The sequence below is a fragment of the Pseudomonas sp. UF-293 genome, from assembly GCF_058245595.1.
Genome location: NZ_JBSICA010000002.1, coordinates 474,214 through 494,034 on the forward strand (window position 1 = coordinate 474,214; position 19,821 = coordinate 494,034).

Annotated in this window: 20 protein-coding genes; all 20 read left to right on the forward strand. The window is 60.3% G+C overall.

Going from position 1 to position 19,821, the window contains the following annotated elements:
• The first annotated feature begins 166 nt into the window (after positions 1-166).
• The 20 genes from AC4IHP_RS04610 to fliM all read left to right on the forward strand — a co-directional run bounded on the left by AC4IHP_RS04610 (position 167) and on the right by fliM (position 19,817).
• Positions 167-1,027 carry a flagellin domain-containing protein gene (locus AC4IHP_RS04610; RefSeq protein ID WP_016771090.1) on the forward strand — a complete coding sequence of 287 codons (861 nt, stop codon included), beginning with the start codon at positions 167-169 and terminating at the stop codon, positions 1,025-1,027.
• A gap of 72 nt (positions 1,028-1,099) precedes the next feature.
• Positions 1,100-1,456, forward strand: a complete 357-nt coding sequence (locus AC4IHP_RS04615; RefSeq protein WP_150742462.1) for a flagellar protein FlaG — start codon at positions 1,100-1,102, stop codon at positions 1,454-1,456.
• An 82-nt stretch (positions 1,457-1,538) separates the two neighbouring features.
• A complete protein-coding gene (fliD, locus tag AC4IHP_RS04620) occupies positions 1,539-2,987 on the forward strand; it encodes a flagellar filament capping protein FliD (protein ID WP_423522146.1) in 1,449 nt (482 codons plus the stop codon).
• A gap of 129 nt (positions 2,988-3,116) precedes the next feature.
• Positions 3,117-3,515 carry a flagellar export chaperone FliS gene (gene fliS / locus AC4IHP_RS04625; RefSeq protein ID WP_460117470.1) on the forward strand — a complete coding sequence of 133 codons (399 nt, stop codon included), beginning with the start codon at positions 3,117-3,119 and terminating at the stop codon, positions 3,513-3,515.
• Positions 3,516-3,526: 11 nt separating this feature from the next.
• Positions 3,527-3,823, forward strand: a complete 297-nt coding sequence (gene fliT, locus AC4IHP_RS04630; protein WP_016771085.1) for a flagellar protein FliT — start codon at positions 3,527-3,529, stop codon at positions 3,821-3,823.
• Positions 3,824-3,995: 172 nt separating this feature from the next.
• Entirely contained in the window at positions 3,996-5,471 is a 1,476-nt protein-coding gene (locus AC4IHP_RS04635) for a sigma-54 dependent transcriptional regulator (protein WP_041479014.1), read from the forward strand.
• 110 nt (positions 5,472-5,581) lie between these two features.
• Positions 5,582-6,793: a sensor histidine kinase gene (locus AC4IHP_RS04640; protein ID WP_490830984.1), complete on the forward strand. Its 1,212-nt coding sequence runs from the start codon at positions 5,582-5,584 to the stop codon at positions 6,791-6,793.
• 5 nt (positions 6,794-6,798) lie between these two features.
• Entirely contained in the window at positions 6,799-8,181 is a 1,383-nt protein-coding gene (locus AC4IHP_RS04645) for a sigma-54-dependent transcriptional regulator (RefSeq protein WP_460117474.1), read from the forward strand.
• 128 nt (positions 8,182-8,309) lie between these two features.
• Positions 8,310-8,639, forward strand: coding sequence for a flagellar hook-basal body complex protein FliE (fliE, locus tag AC4IHP_RS04650; protein WP_016771081.1), 330 nt, complete (start codon positions 8,310-8,312; stop codon positions 8,637-8,639).
• A 14-nt stretch (positions 8,640-8,653) separates the two neighbouring features.
• Positions 8,654-10,441, forward strand: coding sequence for a flagellar basal-body MS-ring/collar protein FliF (gene fliF / locus AC4IHP_RS04655; protein ID WP_400500403.1), 1,788 nt, complete (start codon positions 8,654-8,656; stop codon positions 10,439-10,441).
• On the forward strand, positions 10,434-11,453 hold the full coding sequence (gene fliG / locus AC4IHP_RS04660; RefSeq protein ID WP_016771079.1) for a flagellar motor switch protein FliG: 1,020 nt from the start codon (positions 10,434-10,436) through the stop codon (positions 11,451-11,453). The genes fliF and fliG overlap by 8 nt, the downstream gene beginning before the upstream one ends.
• A gap of 4 nt (positions 11,454-11,457) precedes the next feature.
• Positions 11,458-12,264, forward strand: coding sequence for a flagellar assembly protein FliH (gene fliH, locus AC4IHP_RS04665; RefSeq protein ID WP_460117478.1), 807 nt, complete (start codon positions 11,458-11,460; stop codon positions 12,262-12,264).
• Positions 12,254-13,612 carry a flagellar protein export ATPase FliI gene (gene fliI, locus AC4IHP_RS04670; protein ID WP_016771077.1) on the forward strand — a complete coding sequence of 453 codons (1,359 nt, stop codon included), beginning with the start codon at positions 12,254-12,256 and terminating at the stop codon, positions 13,610-13,612. The genes fliH and fliI overlap by 11 nt, the downstream gene beginning before the upstream one ends.
• A gap of 6 nt (positions 13,613-13,618) precedes the next feature.
• Positions 13,619-14,068, forward strand: a complete 450-nt coding sequence (gene fliJ / locus AC4IHP_RS04675; protein WP_016771076.1) for a flagellar export protein FliJ — start codon at positions 13,619-13,621, stop codon at positions 14,066-14,068.
• 190 nt (positions 14,069-14,258) lie between these two features.
• Positions 14,259-14,564 carry an STAS domain-containing protein gene (locus tag AC4IHP_RS04680; protein WP_039761180.1) on the forward strand — a complete coding sequence of 102 codons (306 nt, stop codon included), beginning with the start codon at positions 14,259-14,261 and terminating at the stop codon, positions 14,562-14,564.
• A gap of 5 nt (positions 14,565-14,569) precedes the next feature.
• Positions 14,570-16,273: an ATP-binding SpoIIE family protein phosphatase gene (locus tag AC4IHP_RS04685; RefSeq protein WP_490830985.1), complete on the forward strand. Its 1,704-nt coding sequence runs from the start codon at positions 14,570-14,572 to the stop codon at positions 16,271-16,273.
• A 30-nt stretch (positions 16,274-16,303) separates the two neighbouring features.
• Complete coding sequence (locus AC4IHP_RS04690; protein WP_460117483.1) at positions 16,304-16,651, forward strand: Hpt domain-containing protein; 348 nt, start codon at positions 16,304-16,306, stop codon at positions 16,649-16,651.
• A 104-nt stretch (positions 16,652-16,755) separates the two neighbouring features.
• Positions 16,756-18,123, forward strand: a complete 1,368-nt coding sequence (locus AC4IHP_RS04695) for a flagellar hook-length control protein FliK (RefSeq protein WP_490830986.1) — start codon at positions 16,756-16,758, stop codon at positions 18,121-18,123.
• 212 nt (positions 18,124-18,335) lie between these two features.
• A complete protein-coding gene (gene fliL / locus AC4IHP_RS04700; protein WP_016771071.1) occupies positions 18,336-18,839 on the forward strand; it encodes a flagellar basal body-associated protein FliL in 504 nt (167 codons plus the stop codon).
• A gap of 9 nt (positions 18,840-18,848) precedes the next feature.
• Complete coding sequence (gene fliM / locus AC4IHP_RS04705) at positions 18,849-19,817, forward strand: flagellar motor switch protein FliM (RefSeq protein WP_003222890.1); 969 nt, start codon at positions 18,849-18,851, stop codon at positions 19,815-19,817.
• Positions 19,818-19,821: the final 4 nt, after the last annotated feature.

Below are 19,821 nucleotides of genomic sequence, written 5' to 3' on the forward strand. Positions count from 1 at the left end.
GCTAAGTCTTTGTTTTATCGGGGGTGGCGTGGTGATGGCAAAATTTTTTCAAAAAGCCCTCAAGCAACCTGCAATCCCGACGATAACTATTACGAAGGTTCTCTAGGCCATACCCGGCGGTTGCCAGGGCCGGAAGCCGCAGTACCCAACCAACGAGGAATTCGTCATGGCTTTAACAGTAAACACCAACACCACATCGTTGAACGTTCAGAAAAACCTGAACCGCGCTTCCGACGCTCTGTCCACCTCGATGCAGCGCCTGTCTTCCGGCCTGAAAATCAACAGCGCCAAAGACGACGCCGCTGGCCTGCAGATCTCCAACCGTATGTCCTCGCAGATCCGCGGTAACACCCAGGCCATCCAGAACGCCAACGACGGTATCTCCGTTGCCCAGACCGCTGAAGGCGCTCTGCAAGCTTCGACCGACATCCTGCAGCGTATGCGTGAACTGGCTGTTAAAGCTCGTAACGGTACCAACGGCACTGCTGACCAGACCGCTACCAACGCTGAATTCGCTCAGATGTCTGACGAAATCACCCGTATCTCGGCTGCTACCAACCTGAACGGCAAAAACCTGCTGGACGGTTCGGCTGGTACTGTGACTCTGCAAGTTGGCGCAAACACCGGTTCGGCTAACCACATCGATCTGGTACTGAGCTCCAAGTTCGACGCCGTCAGCCTGTCGGTAGGTAGCGGTACTGTAGTTCTGACCGGTACTTCGGGTACTGGTGCTGGTTCTGCTTCGCAGAACATCGACAACGCGATCACTGCAATCGACGCCGCTATCGCTGCCATCGGTGCAACCCGTGCCAGCCTGGGTGCTTCGCAAAACCGTCTGACCAGCACCATCTCCAACCTGCAGAACATCACTGAAAACACCACCGCTGCTCAGGGTCGTGTACAGGACACCGACTTCGCCGCAGAAACTGCTAACCTGACCAAGCAGCAGACTCTGCAGCAAGCTTCGACCTCCGTACTGGCTCAAGCCAACCAACTGCCTTCCGCTGTACTGAAGCTGCTTCAGTAATCCGGAACAAGTTTGAGCGGGGGAGTGCGCTTGTCGTGCTCTCTCGCTTTTTTACGTTAAGAGGTGATGGGCATGGACATGAGCGTAAAGCTTAACGTGTCTTATCCGGCTCCCAAGCCAGTAACGCCGGTCGCTGACAAGCCGTCAGCAACGCCTGAAGTTGCCAAGACTGAAGCGCCGGTCGCTGCCAAGAGACAGGATACGGACGACGCCAAGTTGAAACTGGCGGTGCAGGAGATCGAGAAGTTCGTCCAATCGATCAAGCGCAATCTGGAGTTCTCGATCGACGAGCATTCCGGCAAGGTCATCGTCAAGGTGATCGCAAGCGAGACGGGTGAGGTCGTTCGACAGATTCCCTCCGCCGAAGCCCTTAAGCTCGCAGACAGCCTGGCCAATGCAAGTCATGTATTGTTCGACGCCAAAGTCTGATAAATGGCATGAATAGTGTTTGTTCGTTCTCCAGACGCCAGTAACGGTCAAAAGAATGGCAACAATCTGAAGGGAGATGCACATGGCAAGTCCAATTCTACCGGGTTCCGGACTGGGTTCCGGCCTGGACATCGGCGCGATCGTGACCGCGCTGGTCAACGCCGACAAGTCTGCCAAGCAGACGCAGATCGATACCGCGACCAAAAGCAACAGCCTGAAGATTTCCGGCGTTGGTTCGCTGAAAAGTGCATTGGCGGCCTATCAGAAAGCGATGGGTGATCTGAACAAGGCAACAAGCCCGGCGTTTGCCGGTTTTACTGCAACCTCGGATACGCCAACTGTCGTCGGTGCCACTTCGGATAAAACCGCCGTGCCGGGTACTTACAGCGTAGTCGTGAAAAACCTGGCCACCGGCTCGAAAGTTGCCAGTGCCGCCTTTGCCGGCGGGGCCGCCAGTGCCATTCCGAGTGGTACTCTGAAAATCAGTCAGAATGGCATTGATTACAATGTCGCGATTCCGGCCAATGCCACCTTGCAGTCCACGCGCGATGCGATCAACACCGCACAGGCCAGCAATGGCATTTCCGCGAACATCGTGACTGACAGTTCTGGTTCATCGCGTCTGGTATTGAGCTCCAACAAGACTGGCGCCGGCATGGACCTGCAGGTCAGCGGTATCGCCGGGCTGGAAATCGACGGTACCCAAAAGATGGGCACCAGCCCGGCGGCAGGTGCGTCGGGAGCTGTTGGTGAGCTGGCCCTGGATGCGAGCCTGACCATCGACGGACTGGCCGTTACCAGCAAGACCAACACCGTCACCGGTGCGATCAGCGGCATGACGCTGAATCTGGTCACTGCGAGTCCCGTCGTGGGCGGCGTGCCAACGCCGGCTACTGTATCGGTTGCGACCAATACCGCCGGCATCCAGACATCGCTGCAATCGTTCATCGATTCCTATAACACCCTGAAGAAAACCATCGATACCTTGTCCAAGGCAACGCCGGATGCCGATGGCAATCTGACCGTTTCGGCGGCGTTCACTGGTGACGCTCTGCCGCGTTCGTTGATGGCGGATGTGCGCGCTCAGTTGACAGATCCAGGGGCGGGCGGAGCAGGCCAATTGTCCGTGCTTTCACAGATGGGTGTGTTGACTGACAGTAAAACCGGTTTGCTGACGCTCGATACTGCAGTGTTCAACAAGCGTATGGAAATCCCAGGCATGGCTGGCCAGGTTCAGCAGCTCTTCAGCGGCACCGATGCCAAGAATGGTCTGTTGGCGCGTATGACTGCGGCGGTTGATCCGTACGTCAAGACCGGTGGGCTGCTGGATCAGCGCAGCTCCAACCTGGCGAGTCTGACGAGCGGCTTGCAGAAGCAGCAGGCGGCGCTGGATCTGCGGGTTGCCAACCTGACGTCGACATTGACGGCCAAGTACAACGCCATGGACTTGCTGGTAGGGCAGATGAAGGCAACGGCGAGCAACATCACGTCGTTCTTCAGCTCGCTGAACGCTCAGCAGTCCGCGAAGTAACGGTCAATAACGACAAAAACCCGGCTACGCTTTATCGGCGTGCGCCGGGTTTTTGTCTTTTGATCTAAAGTTTTCGAACCGGTTGGCGATACACTGGTTATACGAGTCAACGTGGCAATGAGGTAGAACATGAACCCGATGTTAGCCCTTCGGCAGTACCAGAAAGTCGGCGCCCATGCGCAGACGTCCGAAGCGAGCCCGCACCGTTTGGTGCAAATGTTGATGGAAGGTGGCCTGGCCCGCATTGCGCAGGCCAAGGGCGCCATCGAGCGCAACGATATTCCCGGCAAGTGCACGGCGATCAGCAAGGCCATCGGCATTGTCAGTGGCCTGCGCGAAGGCCTCGATCTTGAGAATAACGCCGAGGCGCTGGCTGATCTGGATGGCCTGTACATCTACATGATGAAGCGCCTCGCCGAGGCGAACATCAGCAGCGATCCCCGTGTACTCGACGAAGTCGCCGGCCTGCTGACAACGGTCAAAGAAGGTTGGGACGCCATCGCGCCCGTGCCGGCTCCGCAGTTCTGAAGGAGATCACCATGAGTCTTGTATTGCAGCGAATAGCCGATACCCGTGAGGCGTTGGTCGGAGCATTGGCCGAACGGAACTGGGAAGCCATCGGCGAGCTGGATCTGGCTTGCCGTTCCTGCATGGAAGACGTCATGGCGGAAGCTTCGCTGGACGAAGTGGCACTGCGCGACAACCTCGAGGAGCTGCTATTCGTCTACAAAGAGCTTCTTGAGGTGGCAATGGGGGAGCGGCAGGCGATAGCCAACGAGATGTCGCAGATCACCCAAGCGCAAAAGGCTGCAAAGGTTTACCATCTGTTTGGTTGATTAACCGTCAGTTGAACCAGAGATGTGCGCCATAAATTTGACTGTGCACGGTTTTTTGACTTAACTAGTGGCTATTATCAGGTTTAGGGCGTCTACAGGCACATGGTGTCCTGCAAGCGTCTCGCTTGCCCCATTTTTCGGGCATTGAGTTGACTAGGGAAGTTGCTATTGCATGTGGCGTGAAACCAAAATTCTGCTGATCGATGACGATAGCGTCCGCCGCCGCGACCTGGCGGTGATTCTGAATTTTCTTGGCGAAGAAAATTTACCCTGCGGCAGCCATGACTGGCAGCAGGCTGTCGGCTCTTTGTCGTCTAGTCGTGAGGTCATTTGCGTACTGATCGGGACGGTCAATGCTCCTGGCGCGCTTTTGGGCTTGCTAAAGACACTCGCAACCTGGGATGAGTTCCTTCCGGTTTTGTTAATGGGCGATAATTCTTCCGTTGACCTGCCTGAAGACCAGCGTCGCCGCGTGCTGTCGACCCTGGAAATGCCGCCCAGCTACAGCAAATTGCTCGATTCGCTGCACCGCGCCCAGGTCTACCGCGAAATGTACGATCAGGCCCGCGAACGCGGCCGTCATCGCGAACCCAATCTGTTCCGCAGCCTCGTCGGCACCAGCCGTGCGATTCAGCACGTCCGGCAGATGATGCAGCAAGTGGCCGACACCGACGCCAGCGTGCTGATCCTCGGCGAGTCCGGCACCGGCAAGGAAGTGGTCGCGCGCAACCTGCATTACCACTCCAAGCGCCGCGACGCGCCGTTCGTCCCGGTCAACTGCGGGGCGATCCCGGCAGAGCTGCTTGAAAGCGAACTGTTCGGCCATGAGAAGGGCGCCTTTACCGGTGCGATCACCAGCCGTGCCGGGCGCTTCGAACTGGCCAACGGCGGCACGCTGTTTCTCGATGAAATTGGTGACATGCCGCTGCCGATGCAGGTCAAGCTGCTGCGCGTGTTGCAAGAGCGCACCTTTGAGCGCGTGGGCAGCAACAAGACGCAAAGCGTCGACGTGCGCATCATTGCCGCGACCCACAAGAATCTTGAAAGCATGATCGAGATCGGCTCGTTCCGCGAAGACCTCTACTATCGCTTGAACGTGTTCCCGATCGAGATGGCGCCGCTGCGTGAGCGCGTGGAGGACATCCCGCTGCTGATGAACGAACTGATCTCGCGCATGGAGCACGAGAAGCGCGGTTCGATCCGTTTCAACTCGGCGGCAATCATGTCGCTGTGCCGTCACGGCTGGCCGGGCAACGTCCGCGAGCTGGCCAACCTGGTCGAGCGCATGGCGATCATGCATCCGTACGGGGTGATCGGCGTGGTCGAGTTGCCGAAGAAATTCCGCTACGTCGACGACGAAGATGAGCAAATGGTCGACAGCCTGCGCAGCGATCTCGAAGAGCGTGTGGCGATCAACGGCCATACGCCTGACTTCAGCGCCAACGCGTTGCTGCCGCCGGAAGGGCTCGACCTCAAGGACTACCTCGGTGGTCTGGAGCAAGGCCTGATTCAGCAAGCACTGGACGACGCCAATGGCATCGTGGCACGGGCCGCTGAACGTCTGCGCATCCGTCGCACGACCCTGGTCGAGAAGATGCGCAAGTACGGTATGAGTCGCGCTGGAGGAGATGAACAGGCGGATGATTGACGCCTGTTTTTCAAGCGCTTCATTTATAAGCGGTTTTTTTTAGGCACGGGTATTGCTATAGCCCTCGCAACGTTCCGTTTCACTGACGGTCAGCCAAGCGAGAGAGCCCAATGCCCCAAGCCGCCCAGATCTCTTCTGCCTCCAATATCGTGGGGCAACCCTCGTCCGTAGAGCAGGCAAGTCGTCAGGGACTTGAGCAGGCCTTCCAGCTGTTCAACCAGATGTCGAGCCAGCTGACCGACTCCTACAGCCTGCTCGAAGCGCGAGTCACCGAACTCAAGGGTGAGCTGGCCGTGGTCAGTGCCCAGCGCATGCAGGAATTGGCGGAAAAAGAACGCCTGGCCAATCGCCTGCAAAACCTCCTCGATTTATTGCCCGGCGGCGTCATCGTTATCGACGGCCACGGTCTGGTGCGCGAGGCCAACCCGGCCGCCATCGACTTGCTCGGCTCGCCACTCGAAGGCGAACTCTGGCGCCATGTGATCGCACGCTGCTTCGCTCCGCGTGAAGACGATGGTCACGAAATTTCCTTGAAGAACGGTCGACGCTTGTCGATCTCCACCCGCTCGCTGGACGCCGAGCCGGGGCAGTTGGTGCTGCTCAACGACTTGACTGAAACCCGTCACCTGCAAGATCAATTGGCGCGGCATGAGCGTTTGTCCTCGCTGGGGCGCATGGTTGCGTCTCTGGCTCATCAGATTCGTACACCGCTGTCCGCCGCATTGCTCTACGCCAGTCATTTGACTGAACAGCAATTGCCGGTGCAAACCCAGCAGCGTTTTGCCGGACGCCTGAAAGAGCGTCTGCACGAACTGGAGCATCAAGTGCGTGACATGCTGGTGTTCGCTCGCGGTGAATTGCCGCTGACCGACCGCCTCACCCCCGATGCGTTGATGCAATCGCTGCAGGCTGCGGCGCTGACCCATGTGCAGGATCTGCCAATCCGCTGGCAGTGCGACAGCCATGCCGGCGAGCTGCTGTGCAACCGCGATACGCTGGTCGGCGCACTGCTGAATCTGATTGAAAACGCCATTCAGGCCAGCGCCGGCGAGGCGCGCCTGAAAGTGCATTGCTACACCAGAGGTAACACCCTGCGTCTGTGTGTCAGCGACAGCGGCAGCGGCATTGAGCCGACAGTTTTGGCGCGCCTCGGCGAGCCTTTTTTTACTACCAAAGTCACCGGCACTGGCCTCGGCCTGACCGTGGTCAAAGCGGTGGCCCGTGCGCATCAGGGAGAATTGACCCTGCGCTCGCGAGTCGGGCGCGGCACCTGCGCGCAGGTCAGCCTGCCACTGTTTTCCGCTGCACAGGGAGTTGAATAAACGTCATGGGCATCAAGGTGTTGCTGGTCGAGGATGACCGTTCGTTGCGCGAGGCGCTGGCCGATACGCTGCTGCTCGCCGGCCACGACTATCACGCCGTCGGCAGCGCCGAAGAAGCATTGACGGCGGTTGCACAGCAAGCCTTCAGCCTGGTGGTCAGCGACGTCAACATGCCAGGCATGGATGGCCACCAGTTGCTCGGCTTGTTGCGCGCGCGCCAACCGCAGTTGCCGGTGCTGCTGATGACTGCCCACGGCGCGGTCGAACGTGCGGTCGATGCCATGCGCCAAGGCGCGGCGGATTATCTGGTCAAGCCGTTCGAGCCCAAGGCATTGCTCGATCTGGTCGCGCGGCATGCGTTGGGCAGCATAGACGCCGGCGAAGCGGAAGGCCCCGTCGCCGTTGAGCCGGCCAGTGCGCAGTTGCTTGAGTTGGCCGCACGTGTCGCGCGCAGTGACTCGACTGTTTTGATCTCCGGCGAGTCCGGCACCGGTAAAGAAGTGCTGGCGCGCTACATTCACCAACAATCGCGGCGCGCCAGTCAGCCCTTTATTGCGATCAACTGCGCGGCGATTCCCGACAACATGCTCGAAGCCACACTGTTCGGCCATGAGAAGGGTTCGTTCACCGGCGCCATCGCCTCCCAGGCCGGCAAGTTCGAGCAGGCGGATGGCGGCACCATTCTGCTCGACGAAATTTCCGAAATGCCTCTGGGCCTGCAAGCCAAGTTGCTGCGCGTCCTGCAAGAGCGGGAAGTGGAGCGCGTGGGCGCGCGCAAGCCGATCAGCCTGGATATTCGCGTGGTCGCCACGACCAACCGCGATCTGGCCGGTGAAGTGGCGGCGGGGCGTTTTCGCGAAGACCTTTTTTACCGCTTGTCGGTTTTCCCACTGGCCTGGCGTCCACTTCGCGAACGTACTGCCGATATCCTGCCGCTGGCGGAAAAGCTGTTGGCCAAACACGTCAATAAAATGAAGCACGCCGCAGCGAAGCTGTCGCCCGAAGCGCAGGCCTGCCTGACCGCATATCCGTGGCCGGGCAATGTGCGTGAGCTGGACAACGCCATTCAGCGCGCGTTGATTCTGCAGCAGGGCGGCTTGATTCAGCCGCAGGATTTCTGCCTGACCGGCGCGGTGACATTCGCCCCATTGCCGGTCGCAGCGCCGGTAATTCGCGAGGTGGAAATCGAGGCAGATTCCTCCGGCGCTCTGGGTGATGACCTGCGCCGCCGGGAGTTTCAGATGATCATCGACACCCTGCGCGCCGAGCGTGGCCGCCGCAAGGAGGCCGCCGAAAAACTCGGCATCAGCCCGCGCACCCTGCGTTACAAACTGGCGCAAATGCGCGATGCCGGGATGGATGTCGAAGGTTATCTGTTCGCCACCTGACCGATGCTGCAAAACATCCCAGATGCTTTTCTCAGAAGGGTGCCCATGAGCTGGCACCCTTGTTGCTAATACCTGTGTACCCGCCGAGTGAGTGTCAAAAAATTGCGGGCCGCCCAAGAGAGTAGACCATGAGCCAAGGTATTGAATTTAATCGGTTGATGATGGACATGCAGGCCATGAAAGTGGATGCCATGTCTGCGCGTAAATCGACCGCCGCTGTCCCTGAAATCGCGGGCAGCAGCTTTTCCGACATGCTCGGTCAGGCGATCAATAAAGTCAGTGATACCCAGCAGGCGTCGACTCAACTGGCCAACGCGTTCGAGATCGGCAAGAGCGGTGTCGACCTGACTGACGTCATGATTGCGTCGCAAAAAGCCAGCGTGTCGTTCCAGGCTCTGACCCAGGTGCGCAACAAGCTGGTCCAGGCTTACCAAGACATCATGCAGATGCCGGTTTAAGGGCGAAATAAGTCATGGCAGAAGCAGTCGCTGATAACGTTCCGGCCAAGGCCACCCCGATCGACGGCAAACCGCCGCTGTTCGGCCTGTCCTTTCTGGAAAACCTTTCCCAGATGACCATGCTGCGTCAGGTCGGCCTGTTGGTCGGTCTGGCAGCGAGCGTGGCGATTGGCTTTGCCGTAGTGCTGTGGTCGCAGCAGCCGGATTATCGTCCACTGTACGGCAGCCTTGCCGGCATGGACGCCAAGCAGGTCATGGAAACCCTGGCCGCCGCTGACATTCCTTACAACGTCGAACCCAATTCCGGCGCCTTGCTGGTCAAGGCCGACGACCTGTCCCGTGCGCGGATGAAACTCGCTGCCGCTGGTGTCACTCCCAGCGACGGCAACATCGGTTTCGAAATCCTCGACAAGGAACAGGGTCTGGGCACCAGCCAGTTCATGGAAGCGACCCGTTATCGTCGTGGCCTCGAAGGTGAACTGGCGCGGACCATCTCCAGCCTGAACAACGTCAAGGGTGCCCGCGTGCACCTGGCGATTCCGAAGAGTTCGGTGTTCGTCCGTGACGAGCGCAAGCCGAGCGCTTCGGTACTGGTCGAGCTGTACAGCGGGCGTTCGCTGGAGCCGGGTCAGGTGGTGGCGATCATCAACCTGGTGGCGACTTCGGTGCCCGAGTTGAGCAAATCGCAGATCACCGTCGTCGATCAGAAGGGCAACCTGCTATCCGATCAGGCGGAGAACTCGGAAATGACCATGGCCGGCAAGCAGTTCGATTACAGCCGCCGCATGGAAAGCATGCTCACCCAGCGCGTGCACAACATTCTGCAACCGGTACTGGGCAACGATCGCTACAAGGCTGAAGTTTCGGCCGACGTCGATTTCAGTGCCGTCGAATCGACTGCCGAGCAATTCAACCCGGACCAACCGGCGTTGCGCAGCGAGCAGTCGGTCAACGAACAACGCACCGCCAGCAATGGTCCGCAAGGTGTGCCGGGTGCCCTGAGCAACCAGCCACCGTCGCCAGCCTCGGCGCCGCAGACCACCGGTGGCACCGCCGCACCGGCCGGGATGATCCAGCCGGGTCAGCCACTGGTTGACGCCAACGGTCAGCAGATCATGGACCCGGCCACCGGCCAGCCGATGCTCGCGCCATACCCGGCCGACAAGCGTCAACAATCGACGAAGAACTTCGAACTCGACCGTTCGATCAGCCACACCAAGCAGCAGCAGGGCCGTCTCAATCGCCTGTCGGTGTCGGTGGTAGTCGACGATCAGGTCAAGATCAACCCGGCCAACGGCGAAACCAGCCGCGCGCCGTGGAGCGCCGACGAATTGGCGCGCTTCACGCGTCTGGTGCAGGACGCCGTCGGTTTCGACGCCAGCCGTGGCGACAGCGTCAGCGTGATCAACATGCCGTTCTCCGCCGAACGCGGCGAAGTGATTGCCGATATTCCGTTCTACTCCCAGCCATGGTTCTGGGACATCGTCAAACAAGTGCTGGGTGTGCTGTTCATCCTCGTACTGGTGTTTGGTGTGCTGCGTCCGGTGCTCAACAACATCACCGGCGGTGGCAAAGGCAAGGAGCTGGCCGGTCTGGGCAGCGACGTGGAACTTGGTGGCATGGGCGGCCTGGACGGCGAACTGGCCAACGACCGCGTGAGCCTCGGTGGTCCGCAGAGCATTCTGTTGCCGAGCCCGAGCGAGGGTTATGACGCGCAACTGAATGCAATCAAGAGTCTGGTAGCTGAAGACCCGGGTCGCGTGGCTCAGGTCGTGAAAGAGTGGATTAACGCAGATGAGTGATAACCGAGCCGCTACCGTCAAACTGACCAAGGTCGACAAAGCCGCGATTCTGCTGCTGTCCCTGGGTTCGACCGATGCTGCGCAAGTGCTGCGCCACATGGGCCCTAAAGAGGTTCAGCGCGTCGGCGTGGCCATGGCGCAGATGGGCAACGTCCATCGCGAGCAGGTCGAGCAGGTGATGAGCGAGTTCGTCGACATCGTCGGCGATCAGACCAGCCTCGGCGTCGGTTCCGACGACTATGTGCGCAAGATGCTCACCCAGGCCCTGGGCGAAGACAAGGCCAACGGCCTGATCGACCGCATCCTGCTCGGTGGCAACACCAGTGGCCTCGACAGCCTGAAATGGATGGAGCCGCGTGCTGTTGCCGACGTGATCCGTTACGAACACCCGCAGATCCAGGCGATCGTGGTCGCGTACCTCGACCCGGATCAGGCCGGTGAGGTGCTCGGCAACTTCGACCACAAAGTGCGTCTGGACATCATCCTGCGCGTCTCGTCGTTGAACACCGTGCAACCGGCAGCCCTGAAAGAACTCAACCAGATTCTCGAGAAGCAGTTCTCCGGCAACTCGAACGCCTCGCGCACCACCCTGGGTGGTATCAAGCGTGCGGCCGACATCATGAACTTCCTCGACAGCTCGATCGAAGGCCAGCTCATGGACTCGATCCGCGAAGTCGACGAAGACCTGTCCGGTCAGATCGAAGACCTCATGTTCGTGTTCAACAACCTCGCCGACGTCGACGACCGTGGCATTCAGGCGCTGTTGCGCGAAGTGTCTTCGGACGTGCTGGTGCTCGCCCTCAAGGGGTCGGACGAAGGCGTCAAAGAGAAGATCTTCAAGAACATGTCCAAGCGTGCCGCCGAACTGTTGCGCGACGATCTCGAGGCGAAAGGCCCGGTGCGCGTCAGCGACGTCGAAACCGCGCAGAAGGAAATCCTCACCATTGCCCGCCGTATGGCCGAAGCCGGCGAGATCGTGCTCGGTGGCAAGGGCGGCGAGGAAATGATCTAAGCCCATGGATAAGCCTGACGAGTCTGTGACGGATCTGATCCGCGCCCGTGATGTTCGCGGCTTCGAATCCTGGGCGCTGCCCAGCTTCGACCCGCCGAAACCGGAGCCCGAGCCGGAACCCGAGCCCGAGCCGCCGGAAATGGAAGAAGTGCCGCTGGAAGAAGTCCAGCCACTGACCCTGGAAGAACTCGAAAGCATCCGTCAGGAGGCTTACAACGAGGGCTTCGCCATCGGCGAAAAGGAAGGTTTTCACAGCACCACGCTGAAGGTCCGTCAGGAAGCCGAAACCGCGCTGGCGGCGAAAGTCGCCAGCCTTGAGCTGTTGATGGCCAACCTGTTCGAACCGATCGCCGAGCAAGACACACAGATTGAAAAGTCGCTGGTCGACCTCGTGCAACACATCACCAAGCAGGTGATCAAGCGCGAACTGGCCATCGATTCGACGCAGATCGAACACGTCATGCGCGATGCTCTCAAGCTGCTGCCGCTGGGCGTGGAAAACGTGCGCCTGTACGTCAATCCGCAGGATTTCGCCCAGGTCAAAGCCCTGCGCGAACGCCACGAAGAAACCTGGCGCATCGTCGAAGACGAGTCGCTGTTGCCGGGCGGCTGCCGGGTTGAAACCGAACACAGTCGCATCGACGCCAGCGTTGAATCGCGGGTGACTCAGGTCATGGCCAAACTGTTCGACCAGTTGCACGAGCAGGCCCTCCATCCGGCAGCGCCTGACTTGAGTCTGGACATTCCTGAAGACACCCCAGCGGCTGTCGCCCCCGACGAGCCGCGCGCGGACGCCAGCGATGCGCCTTGAACGCACCAGTTTCGCCAAGCGCCTGAGCACCTACGCCGAGGCCACCGAGATTGCCGGCGCGCCGATCCTTGAAGGTCGGCTGCTGCGCATGGTCGGTCTGACCCTCGAAGCCGAAGGCTTGCGCGCCGCGATGGGCACCCGCTGCATGGTGATCAATGACGACAGCTACCACCCGTCCCAGGTGGAAGCGGAAGTCATGGGCTTTTCCGGCAGTAAAGTCTTTTTGATGCCGGTGGGCAGCGTCGCCGGCATTGCTCCGGGCGCCCGCGTGGTGCCGCTGGCCGATACCGGCCGTCTGCCGATGGGCATGAGCATGCTCGGCCGTGTTCTTGACGGCGCCGGCCGCGCGCTGGACGGCAAGGGCGGCATGAAAGCCGAAGACTGGGTGCCGATGGACGGCCCGACAATCAACCCGCTCAACCGTGATCCGATCAGCGTACCGCTGGACGTCGGCATCCGTTGCATCAACGGTTTGCTGACGGTCGGCCGTGGCCAGCGTCTGGGTCTGTTCGCCGGTACCGGTGTCGGTAAATCGGTGCTGTTGGGCATGATGACCCGCTTCACCGAGGCCGACATCATCGTCGTCGGCCTGATCGGTGAGCGTGGTCGCGAAGTTAAGGAATTCATCGAGCACATCCTCGGTGAGGAAGGACTCAAGCGTTCGGTTGTCGTCGCCTCGCCGGCGGACGATGCGCCGCTGATGCGTATGCGCGCGGCGATGTATTGCACGCGCATCGCCGAATATTTCCGCGACAAGGGCAAGAACGTTCTGCTGCTGATGGACTCGCTGACCCGTTTCGCCCAGGCCCAGCGGGAAATCGCTCTGGCCATCGGCGAACCGCCAGCAACCAAGGGCTATCCGCCATCGGTGTTCGCCAAACTGCCGAAACTGGTGGAGCGCGCCGGTAACGCGGAGAAGGGTGGCGGTTCGATCACGGCGTTCTACACCGTGCTTTCCGAAGGCGATGACCAGCAGGACCCGATTGCCGACTCGGCGCGCGGCGTACTCGACGGCCACATCGTGCTGTCGCGACGTTTGGCTGAGGAAGGTCACTATCCGGCGATCGACATCGAAGCGTCGATCAGCCGGGTCATGCCGGCCGTGGTTTCGCCGGATCACATGCAGCGCGCGCAGTACTTCAAGCAGCTGTGGTCACGTTATCAGCAGAGCCGCGATCTGATCAGCGTCGGTGCCTACGTGGCCGGTGGTGATCGCGAGACCGATCTGGCGATTTCCCTGCAACCGCAGTTGGTCAGGTATCAGCGCCAGGGCCTCAACGACAAAATCAATCTGGGTGAAAGCCAGGCCTATCTGGAAACCCTGTTCGCCCCTGCGGCGGGCGGGTAACCGGCCATGGCTGTCAGCCGCGCCGCGCGCCTGGCACCGGTGGTGGACATGGCCGAGAAGGCCGAGAAAGCCGCCGTGCAGCGCCTCGCCTACTTTCAGGGCCAGGTCAAAGTTGCTGAAAGCAAGCTGGCCGACCTCAATGCCTTTCGCCTGGATTACTCGCAGCAGTGGATCGTGCGCGGCAGCACCGGCGTGACCGGGCAATGGCTGCTGGGGTTTCAGGGCTTTCTGGCGCAACTCGATACCGCCGTCGACCAGCAACGGCAGAGCCTGGTCTGGCATCAGAACAAGCTCGACAAGGCGCGTGAAGAGTGGCAACAGGCGTTCGCCCGCGTCGAGGGTTTGCGCAAACTGGTGCAGCGCTATCGCGACGAGGCGCAACGCCTTGAAGACAAGCGCGAGCAGAAGCTGCTCGATGAACTGTCACAGCGTTTGCCACGGCGTGATGCCTTCTAAACCTCACCGCCAAACCCTGTGGGAGCGAGCCTGCTCGCGAATGCGCCGTGTCAGTCAATCCTGTAGTCAACTGACAGAATGCCTTCGCGAGCAGGCTCGCTCCCACACTTGTTCCACTGTTGCGCCTTGCCCCAACCCTATCCAGCTGCTAAACCTTGTACAGGTTCGTCAATGACAAGGAAGCCAGTCAATGTCAGTTGTTACAGAAGTTTCTCCAGACAAGAAAAAGCTCACGATCGCGGTCAAAGGCCGGTTCGATTTCGGTCGCCATCAGGAATTTCGCGAGTCTTATGAGCGGCTCGACAAAAAGCCCGAATCCATTGTGGTCGATCTCAAAGAAGCCACTTACCTCGACAGCTCCGCGCTGGGCATGCTGCTCCTGCTGCGTGATCACGCCGGCGGCGACGAGTCGGATATCCGCGTCGTCAACAGCAGTTCCGATGTGAAGAAAATCCTCGCGATTTCCAACTTCGACAAACTCTTCGATATCAGTTGACGCCCATGCAGGCGCAAGAGCCGCTGACCATTCTCATCGCCGAAGACAGCGCCGCCGACCGGCTGCTGCTGTCGACCATCGTTCGTCGTCAGGGCCATCAGGTGCTGACGGCAGGCAATGGTGCCGAGGCGGTCCATACGTTCAAGGAGCAGCAACCCGATCTGGTGTTGATGGACGCGCTGATGCCGGTGATGGACGGCTTCGAAGCGGCACGGCAGATCAAGGCGCTGGCGGGTGATGCGTTGGTGCCGATCATCTTCCTCACCTCGCTGAGCGAGAGCGAAGCGCTGGCCCGTTGTCTTGAGGCAGGCGGTGACGATTTTCTGGCGAAGCCGTACAACCAAGTGATCCTTGCCGCCAAAATCAAGGCGATGGATCGCTTGCGGCGTCTGCAGGCGACCGTTTTGCAACAGCGCGACCTGATCGCCAGGCATCACGACTATCTGCTCAACGAACAGCGTGTGGCCAAAGCGGTGTTCGACAAGGTCGCCCATTCCGGCTGCCTGAGTGCGCCGAATATCCGCTACCTGCAATCGCCTTACGCGCTGTTCAATGGCGACTTGTTGCTCGCGGCGTACACGCCCGCCGGTGACATGCACGTCATGCTCGGCGATTTCACCGGGCATGGTTTGCCGGCAGCGGTGGGGGCGATGCCGCTGGCCGAGGTGTTCTACGGCATGACCGCCAAGGGCTACGGGTTGACGGAGACCCTGCGCGAGATGAACGCCAAGCTCAAGCGCATCCTGCCGGTGGACATGTTCTGCTGCGCCACGTTGCTCTGCCTGAGTTTTCAGAGCCGCTCGGTGGAGGTGTGGAACGGCGGCATGCCTGACGGTTACCTGCACCGCATGGCCAGCGGCGAGCGCGTGCCTTTGCCGGCGCGGCATTTGCCCCTGGGAATTCTCAGTGCGCAGGCCTTCGATGACCGAACGGATGTGTATCCGATGGCCGTTGATGACCGGGTGTTTCTGCTGTCGGACGGGGTGATTGATACCTGCGATGCCAATGATCAGTTGTTCGGCGTCGAGCGCTTGCAGCAGGTCTTTGCTGCCAACCGCGAGCCGGATCGGTTGTTCGAGGACATCGAACAGGCGCTGCGCGATTTTCGCGGGCAGGCCCGTGATGACGTGAGCATGGTCGAGGTCAGCCTTGTCGAGTCGGCGCAGGCGCACGGCGCGGCGCCGGTGTATTCCGACAGCGGCCAGTCGTGCCCGCTGGACTGGTCGGCCAGTTTCGAGTTTCGCGGTGCCACGCTCAGGCGCTTCAATCCGTTGCCGTTTCTCTTGCAATTGCTGCTCGAGGTACATGGCCTGCGTCCGCAGAGCGGGGCGCTGTACAGCGTGATCGCCGAGTTGTATTCCAATGCGCTGGAGCATGGCGTGCTGGGGCTCGACTCGCGTCTCAAGTGCGATGCGACGGGGTTCGCCCGTTACTATGAAATGCGCGCCGCGCGGCTGGAGTCGCTGCAGGATGGTTATGTGCGCGTGCATTTGCAGGTGCAACCGCAGGGCGAGGGCGGGCGTCTGGTCATCCGGGTCGAAGACAGCGGCGAAGGTTTTGATGTGGCGCGGGTCATGGAGCGGCCGCTGGATAACGTCCGCTTGTCGGGACGCGGCATCAGCCTGATCCGGCAACTGGGGCGCAACGCCAGTTGGTCGGACCAAGGTCGTAGTGCCAGCGTGGAGTTTTTCTGGGAGATTGAGGCATAATCCGCCCATTCTTGATCAAGGAGTGAGCAAGTGACTGACCCACATGTAGATCGTGACGTTCTCGACACCTTGCGCGAGGTGATGGAGGACGGTTATCCGGAGTTGCTCGAGACTTTTCTGGCAGACTCGGAAAGTCGCCTGCACGAGTTGCAGGACAGCACCAGCGCCAAAGTGCTTTCCGATGTAGCGCATAGCTTCAAGGGCAGCGCCAGCAACATGGGCGCGGTTCGACTGGCTGGGTTGTGCCAGGACCTTGAGTCGAATGCCAAGGACAAAAGTCCGGAAGCGCTCGCTCAGCTAGTCGCCGATATCCATGCTGAATTCGCCGAAGTACGCCCGGTGTACGAAAGCGAAAAGCACCACGCCCACATCCACTGAAGCTGCCGTCCGGCGCTTTTCGCAAGTGTCTGGCCAAACTGGCCCGGCACTTGCAGTCTACTTGCTCAACTGTACCTACGATCCAGTGCAGCGGAGACCGTGTCATGCCTGCGACCCCCAACATTCTTCTTCAGACCGCCGCCCAGGCCAAGGCGCAAGCCGCCTCTGCCAAATCGTCGGCAATGGCCGCAGACGCCGGGGACAAGGCTTCCAGCTTCGCCAGAGTGTTTGCCGATCAGGCGCCGGCCAAGCCTGCCGCAAGCGCCGATAATTCAGTCAAACCGGCACGCGATAAAGTCGCTGACAGCAGCGGCAAAAAGGATATCGGCAAAGACCAGTCTGCCGCGCCCGAGCCAGCAGTTGCCGATAGCGGCAAAGCGTTGCCAGCCGACAAAGCGGCGGCGAGCGATGACGCGACAGCCACTGCCGATGACACCTCTGAAACTGTACAAACCCCTGTGGCCGATGCCGCGCCTGTAGACCCGGCCCTTGATCCGGCTCTGGCGCAAGTCGTCCAGCCGTTGGTGGCAGCGCCTGCTGTGCAGGCACCGGTAGCCGCAACGCCAGCCCAGGCGGAAACCGAAACGCCTGCATTGGCGGCCTTGCCGGGCATGGTCAAAGATCCGGCGGCCACCGACAGCGATTTCGATCCGTCGGCAGACCCGCTCGACTCGATGCCGGCGGTGCGCATGGCGATGGAGCAGGGCGGACATATTTCCGCCGCCAGTCAGGCGCAGCCGAAAGCCTCGCCTGCTCAAGCTCAGGCCGACGGTGAATTGACCGCCGCGCAGAACTTTGCCGCCGGCATGGCCAGCATGCTCGACGTGCAGGCCGACAAGGACAGCACCAGTCAGGGCGGCGAAAAAGCTTTCAGCGGGCTGATCGATGATGGTTTGAAAGATTTGAAATCCGCCACCAGCGACACCCGTGTCGATGACTTCGCCAACCGTCTGGCGGCACTCACGCAGGCCGCAACGCCAAAAACCGCGAATGCGCTGCCGGTGAATCAGCCGATCGCCATGCACCAGAGCGGCTGGACCGAAGAAGTGGTCAACCGCGTCATGTACCTGTCCAGCGTCAACCTCAAAGCCGCCGACATTCAGTTGCAGCCGGCAGAGCTTGGGCGTCTGGATATCCGCGTGAACATGGTTCCCGATCAGCAGACCCAGGTCACCTTCATGAGCGCGCACCCGAGCGTGCGTGAAGCGCTCGACAGCCAGATGCACCGCCTGCGCGACATGTTCAACCAGCAGGGCATGGGCCAGGTCGACGTCAACGTCGCCGACCAGAACCGTGGCTGGCAGGGTCAGCAGGGCCAGGAACAGGCGCAGCAGGGCCAGAGTGGCCGGACCAGCGCTGCGGGTGGTCGCCTTGATTCGGTAGATGAAGAGTTGGCTCCGGCCAGCGTGGCGGAAGTCGCGGCTCAAACGACTAGCGTGATCGGCACCAGCGCGGTCGACTATTACGCCTGATACAACGCAATACCAATGTGGGAGCGAGCCTGCTCGCGAATACGGTGTGACATTCAACCTATATGTTGACTGACACATTGCTTTCGCAAGCAGGCTCGCTCCCACATTTGTTTATGGCGCCGTTCAGATGACGCGCTGACACTTCTGGCATAACACTTGCTCTTGCCTTGCCGTGCAACTGTGAAACCCCCGATTAGTGACGGATTATTGGCATGGCGAAGAGCGAAGCTGCAGCAGTAAAAGACCCCGCAACCAAAGGCAAACTCAAGCTGATCATCGTGATCGTGCTGGCGTTGCTGGTGGCTATTGGTGCATCCGTCGGGGCGACCTGGTTCTTCATGCACGGCGCGCAAAGCAAGCCTGCCGAGGCCGCAGAAGCAGCGCCGGTCGGCAAGCAAGCGGCGATTTTCGAGCCAATGGCGCCGGCCTTCGTGGCCAACTACAACCAGAACGGCCGTCAGCGCTACATGCAGGTGAGCATCACCATGCTGGCGCGTAATCAGGCTGATCTGGACGCGCTCAAAGTGCACATGCCGGTTATCCGCAACAATCTGGTGATGCTCTTCTCCGGTCAGGATTTCGCCACACTGGCGACCCCGGTCGGCCAAGAAATGTTGCGCCAGAAGGCCACCGCCAGCGTCCAGGAAGTGGCGCAGAAAGAACTGGGCAAAGTGGTCATCGAACAGTTGCTTTTCACTAATTTCGTACTGCAGTAGGAACACGACATGGCCGTGCAGGATCTGCTGTCCCAGGATGAAATCGATGCGCTGTTGCATGGCGTCGATGATGGTCTGGTACAGACCGATAATGCTGCCGAACCCGGCAGTGTCAAAAGCTACGACCTGACCAGCCAGGATCGCATCGTCCGTGGACGCATGCCGACTCTGGAAATGATCAACGAGCGCTTTGCCCGCTACACCCGCATCAGCATGTTCAACATGCTGCGCCGCTCGGCGGACGTGGCTGTCGGTGGCGTGCAGGTGATGAAGTTCGGTGAATACGTGCACTCGCTGTACGTGCCGACCAGCCTCAACCTGGTCAAGATCAAACCGCTGCGCGGCACCGCACTGTTCATCCTCGACGCCAAACTGGTGTTCAAGCTGGTGGACAACTTCTTCGGTGGTGACGGCCGTCACGCCAAGATCGAAGGGCGTGAATTCACCCCGACCGAACTGCGTGTGGTGCGCATGGTGCTCGAGCAGGCTTTCGTCGATCTGAAGGAAGCCTGGCAGGCGATCATGGAAGTCAATTTCGAGTACATCAACTCGGAAGTGAACCCGGCCATGGCCAACATCGTCGGCCCGAGCGAAGCGATTGTAGTCTCCACCTTCCACATCGAACTCGATGGCGGTGGCGGCGATCTGCACGTGACCATGCCGTACTCGATGATCGAGCCGGTGCGGGAAATGCTCGATGCCGGTTTCCAGTCCGACCTCGACGATCAGGACGAGCGCTGGGTCAACGCGCTGCGCCAGGACGTGCTCGATGTCGACGTGCCGATCGGTGCCACCGTGGCTCGCCGCCAGTTGAAGCTGCGCGACATCCTGCACATGCAACCGGGCGATGTGATTCCGGTCGAGATGCCGGAAGACATGATCATGCGCGCCAACGGCGTGCCGGCCTTCAAGGTCAAGATGGGCTCGCACAAAGGCAACCTCGCGTTGCAGGTGATCGAGCCGATCGAGCGTCGCTGAGGCG

Bases quoted from the DNA above. Each gene is read 5' to 3' on its own strand.
- fliF (WP_400500403.1), top strand. From the start codon at position 8,654: ATGGCAGAAGCAGTCGCTGATAACGTTCCGGCCAAGGCCACCCCGATC.
- fliH (WP_460117478.1), top strand. From the start codon at position 11,458: ATGGATAAGCCTGACGAGTCTGTGACGGATCTGATCCGCGCCCGTGAT.
- AC4IHP_RS04645 (WP_460117474.1), top strand. From the start codon at position 6,799: ATGGGCATCAAGGTGTTGCTGGTCGAGGATGACCGTTCGTTGCGCGAG.
- fliS (WP_460117470.1), top strand. From the start codon at position 3,117: ATGAACCCGATGTTAGCCCTTCGGCAGTACCAGAAAGTCGGCGCCCAT.
- fliI (WP_016771077.1), top strand. From the start codon at position 12,254: ATGCGCCTTGAACGCACCAGTTTCGCCAAGCGCCTGAGCACCTACGCC.
- AC4IHP_RS04695 (WP_490830986.1), top strand. From the start codon at position 16,756: ATGCCTGCGACCCCCAACATTCTTCTTCAGACCGCCGCCCAGGCCAAG.
- AC4IHP_RS04680 (WP_039761180.1), top strand. From the start codon at position 14,259: ATGTCAGTTGTTACAGAAGTTTCTCCAGACAAGAAAAAGCTCACGATC.
- AC4IHP_RS04635 (WP_041479014.1), top strand. From the start codon at position 3,996: ATGTGGCGTGAAACCAAAATTCTGCTGATCGATGACGATAGCGTCCGC.
- fliL (WP_016771071.1), top strand. From the start codon at position 18,336: ATGGCGAAGAGCGAAGCTGCAGCAGTAAAAGACCCCGCAACCAAAGGC.
- fliM (WP_003222890.1), top strand. From the start codon at position 18,849: ATGGCCGTGCAGGATCTGCTGTCCCAGGATGAAATCGATGCGCTGTTG.
- fliG (WP_016771079.1), top strand. From the start codon at position 10,434: ATGAGTGATAACCGAGCCGCTACCGTCAAACTGACCAAGGTCGACAAA.
- AC4IHP_RS04685 (WP_490830985.1), top strand. From the start codon at position 14,570: ATGCAGGCGCAAGAGCCGCTGACCATTCTCATCGCCGAAGACAGCGCC.
- AC4IHP_RS04640 (WP_490830984.1), top strand. From the start codon at position 5,582: ATGCCCCAAGCCGCCCAGATCTCTTCTGCCTCCAATATCGTGGGGCAA.
- fliJ (WP_016771076.1), top strand. From the start codon at position 13,619: ATGGCTGTCAGCCGCGCCGCGCGCCTGGCACCGGTGGTGGACATGGCC.
- fliE (WP_016771081.1), top strand. From the start codon at position 8,310: ATGAGCCAAGGTATTGAATTTAATCGGTTGATGATGGACATGCAGGCC.
- AC4IHP_RS04615 (WP_150742462.1), top strand. From the start codon at position 1,100: ATGGACATGAGCGTAAAGCTTAACGTGTCTTATCCGGCTCCCAAGCCA.
- fliD (WP_423522146.1), top strand. From the start codon at position 1,539: ATGGCAAGTCCAATTCTACCGGGTTCCGGACTGGGTTCCGGCCTGGAC.
- AC4IHP_RS04610 (WP_016771090.1), top strand. From the start codon at position 167: ATGGCTTTAACAGTAAACACCAACACCACATCGTTGAACGTTCAGAAA.
- fliT (WP_016771085.1), top strand. From the start codon at position 3,527: ATGAGTCTTGTATTGCAGCGAATAGCCGATACCCGTGAGGCGTTGGTC.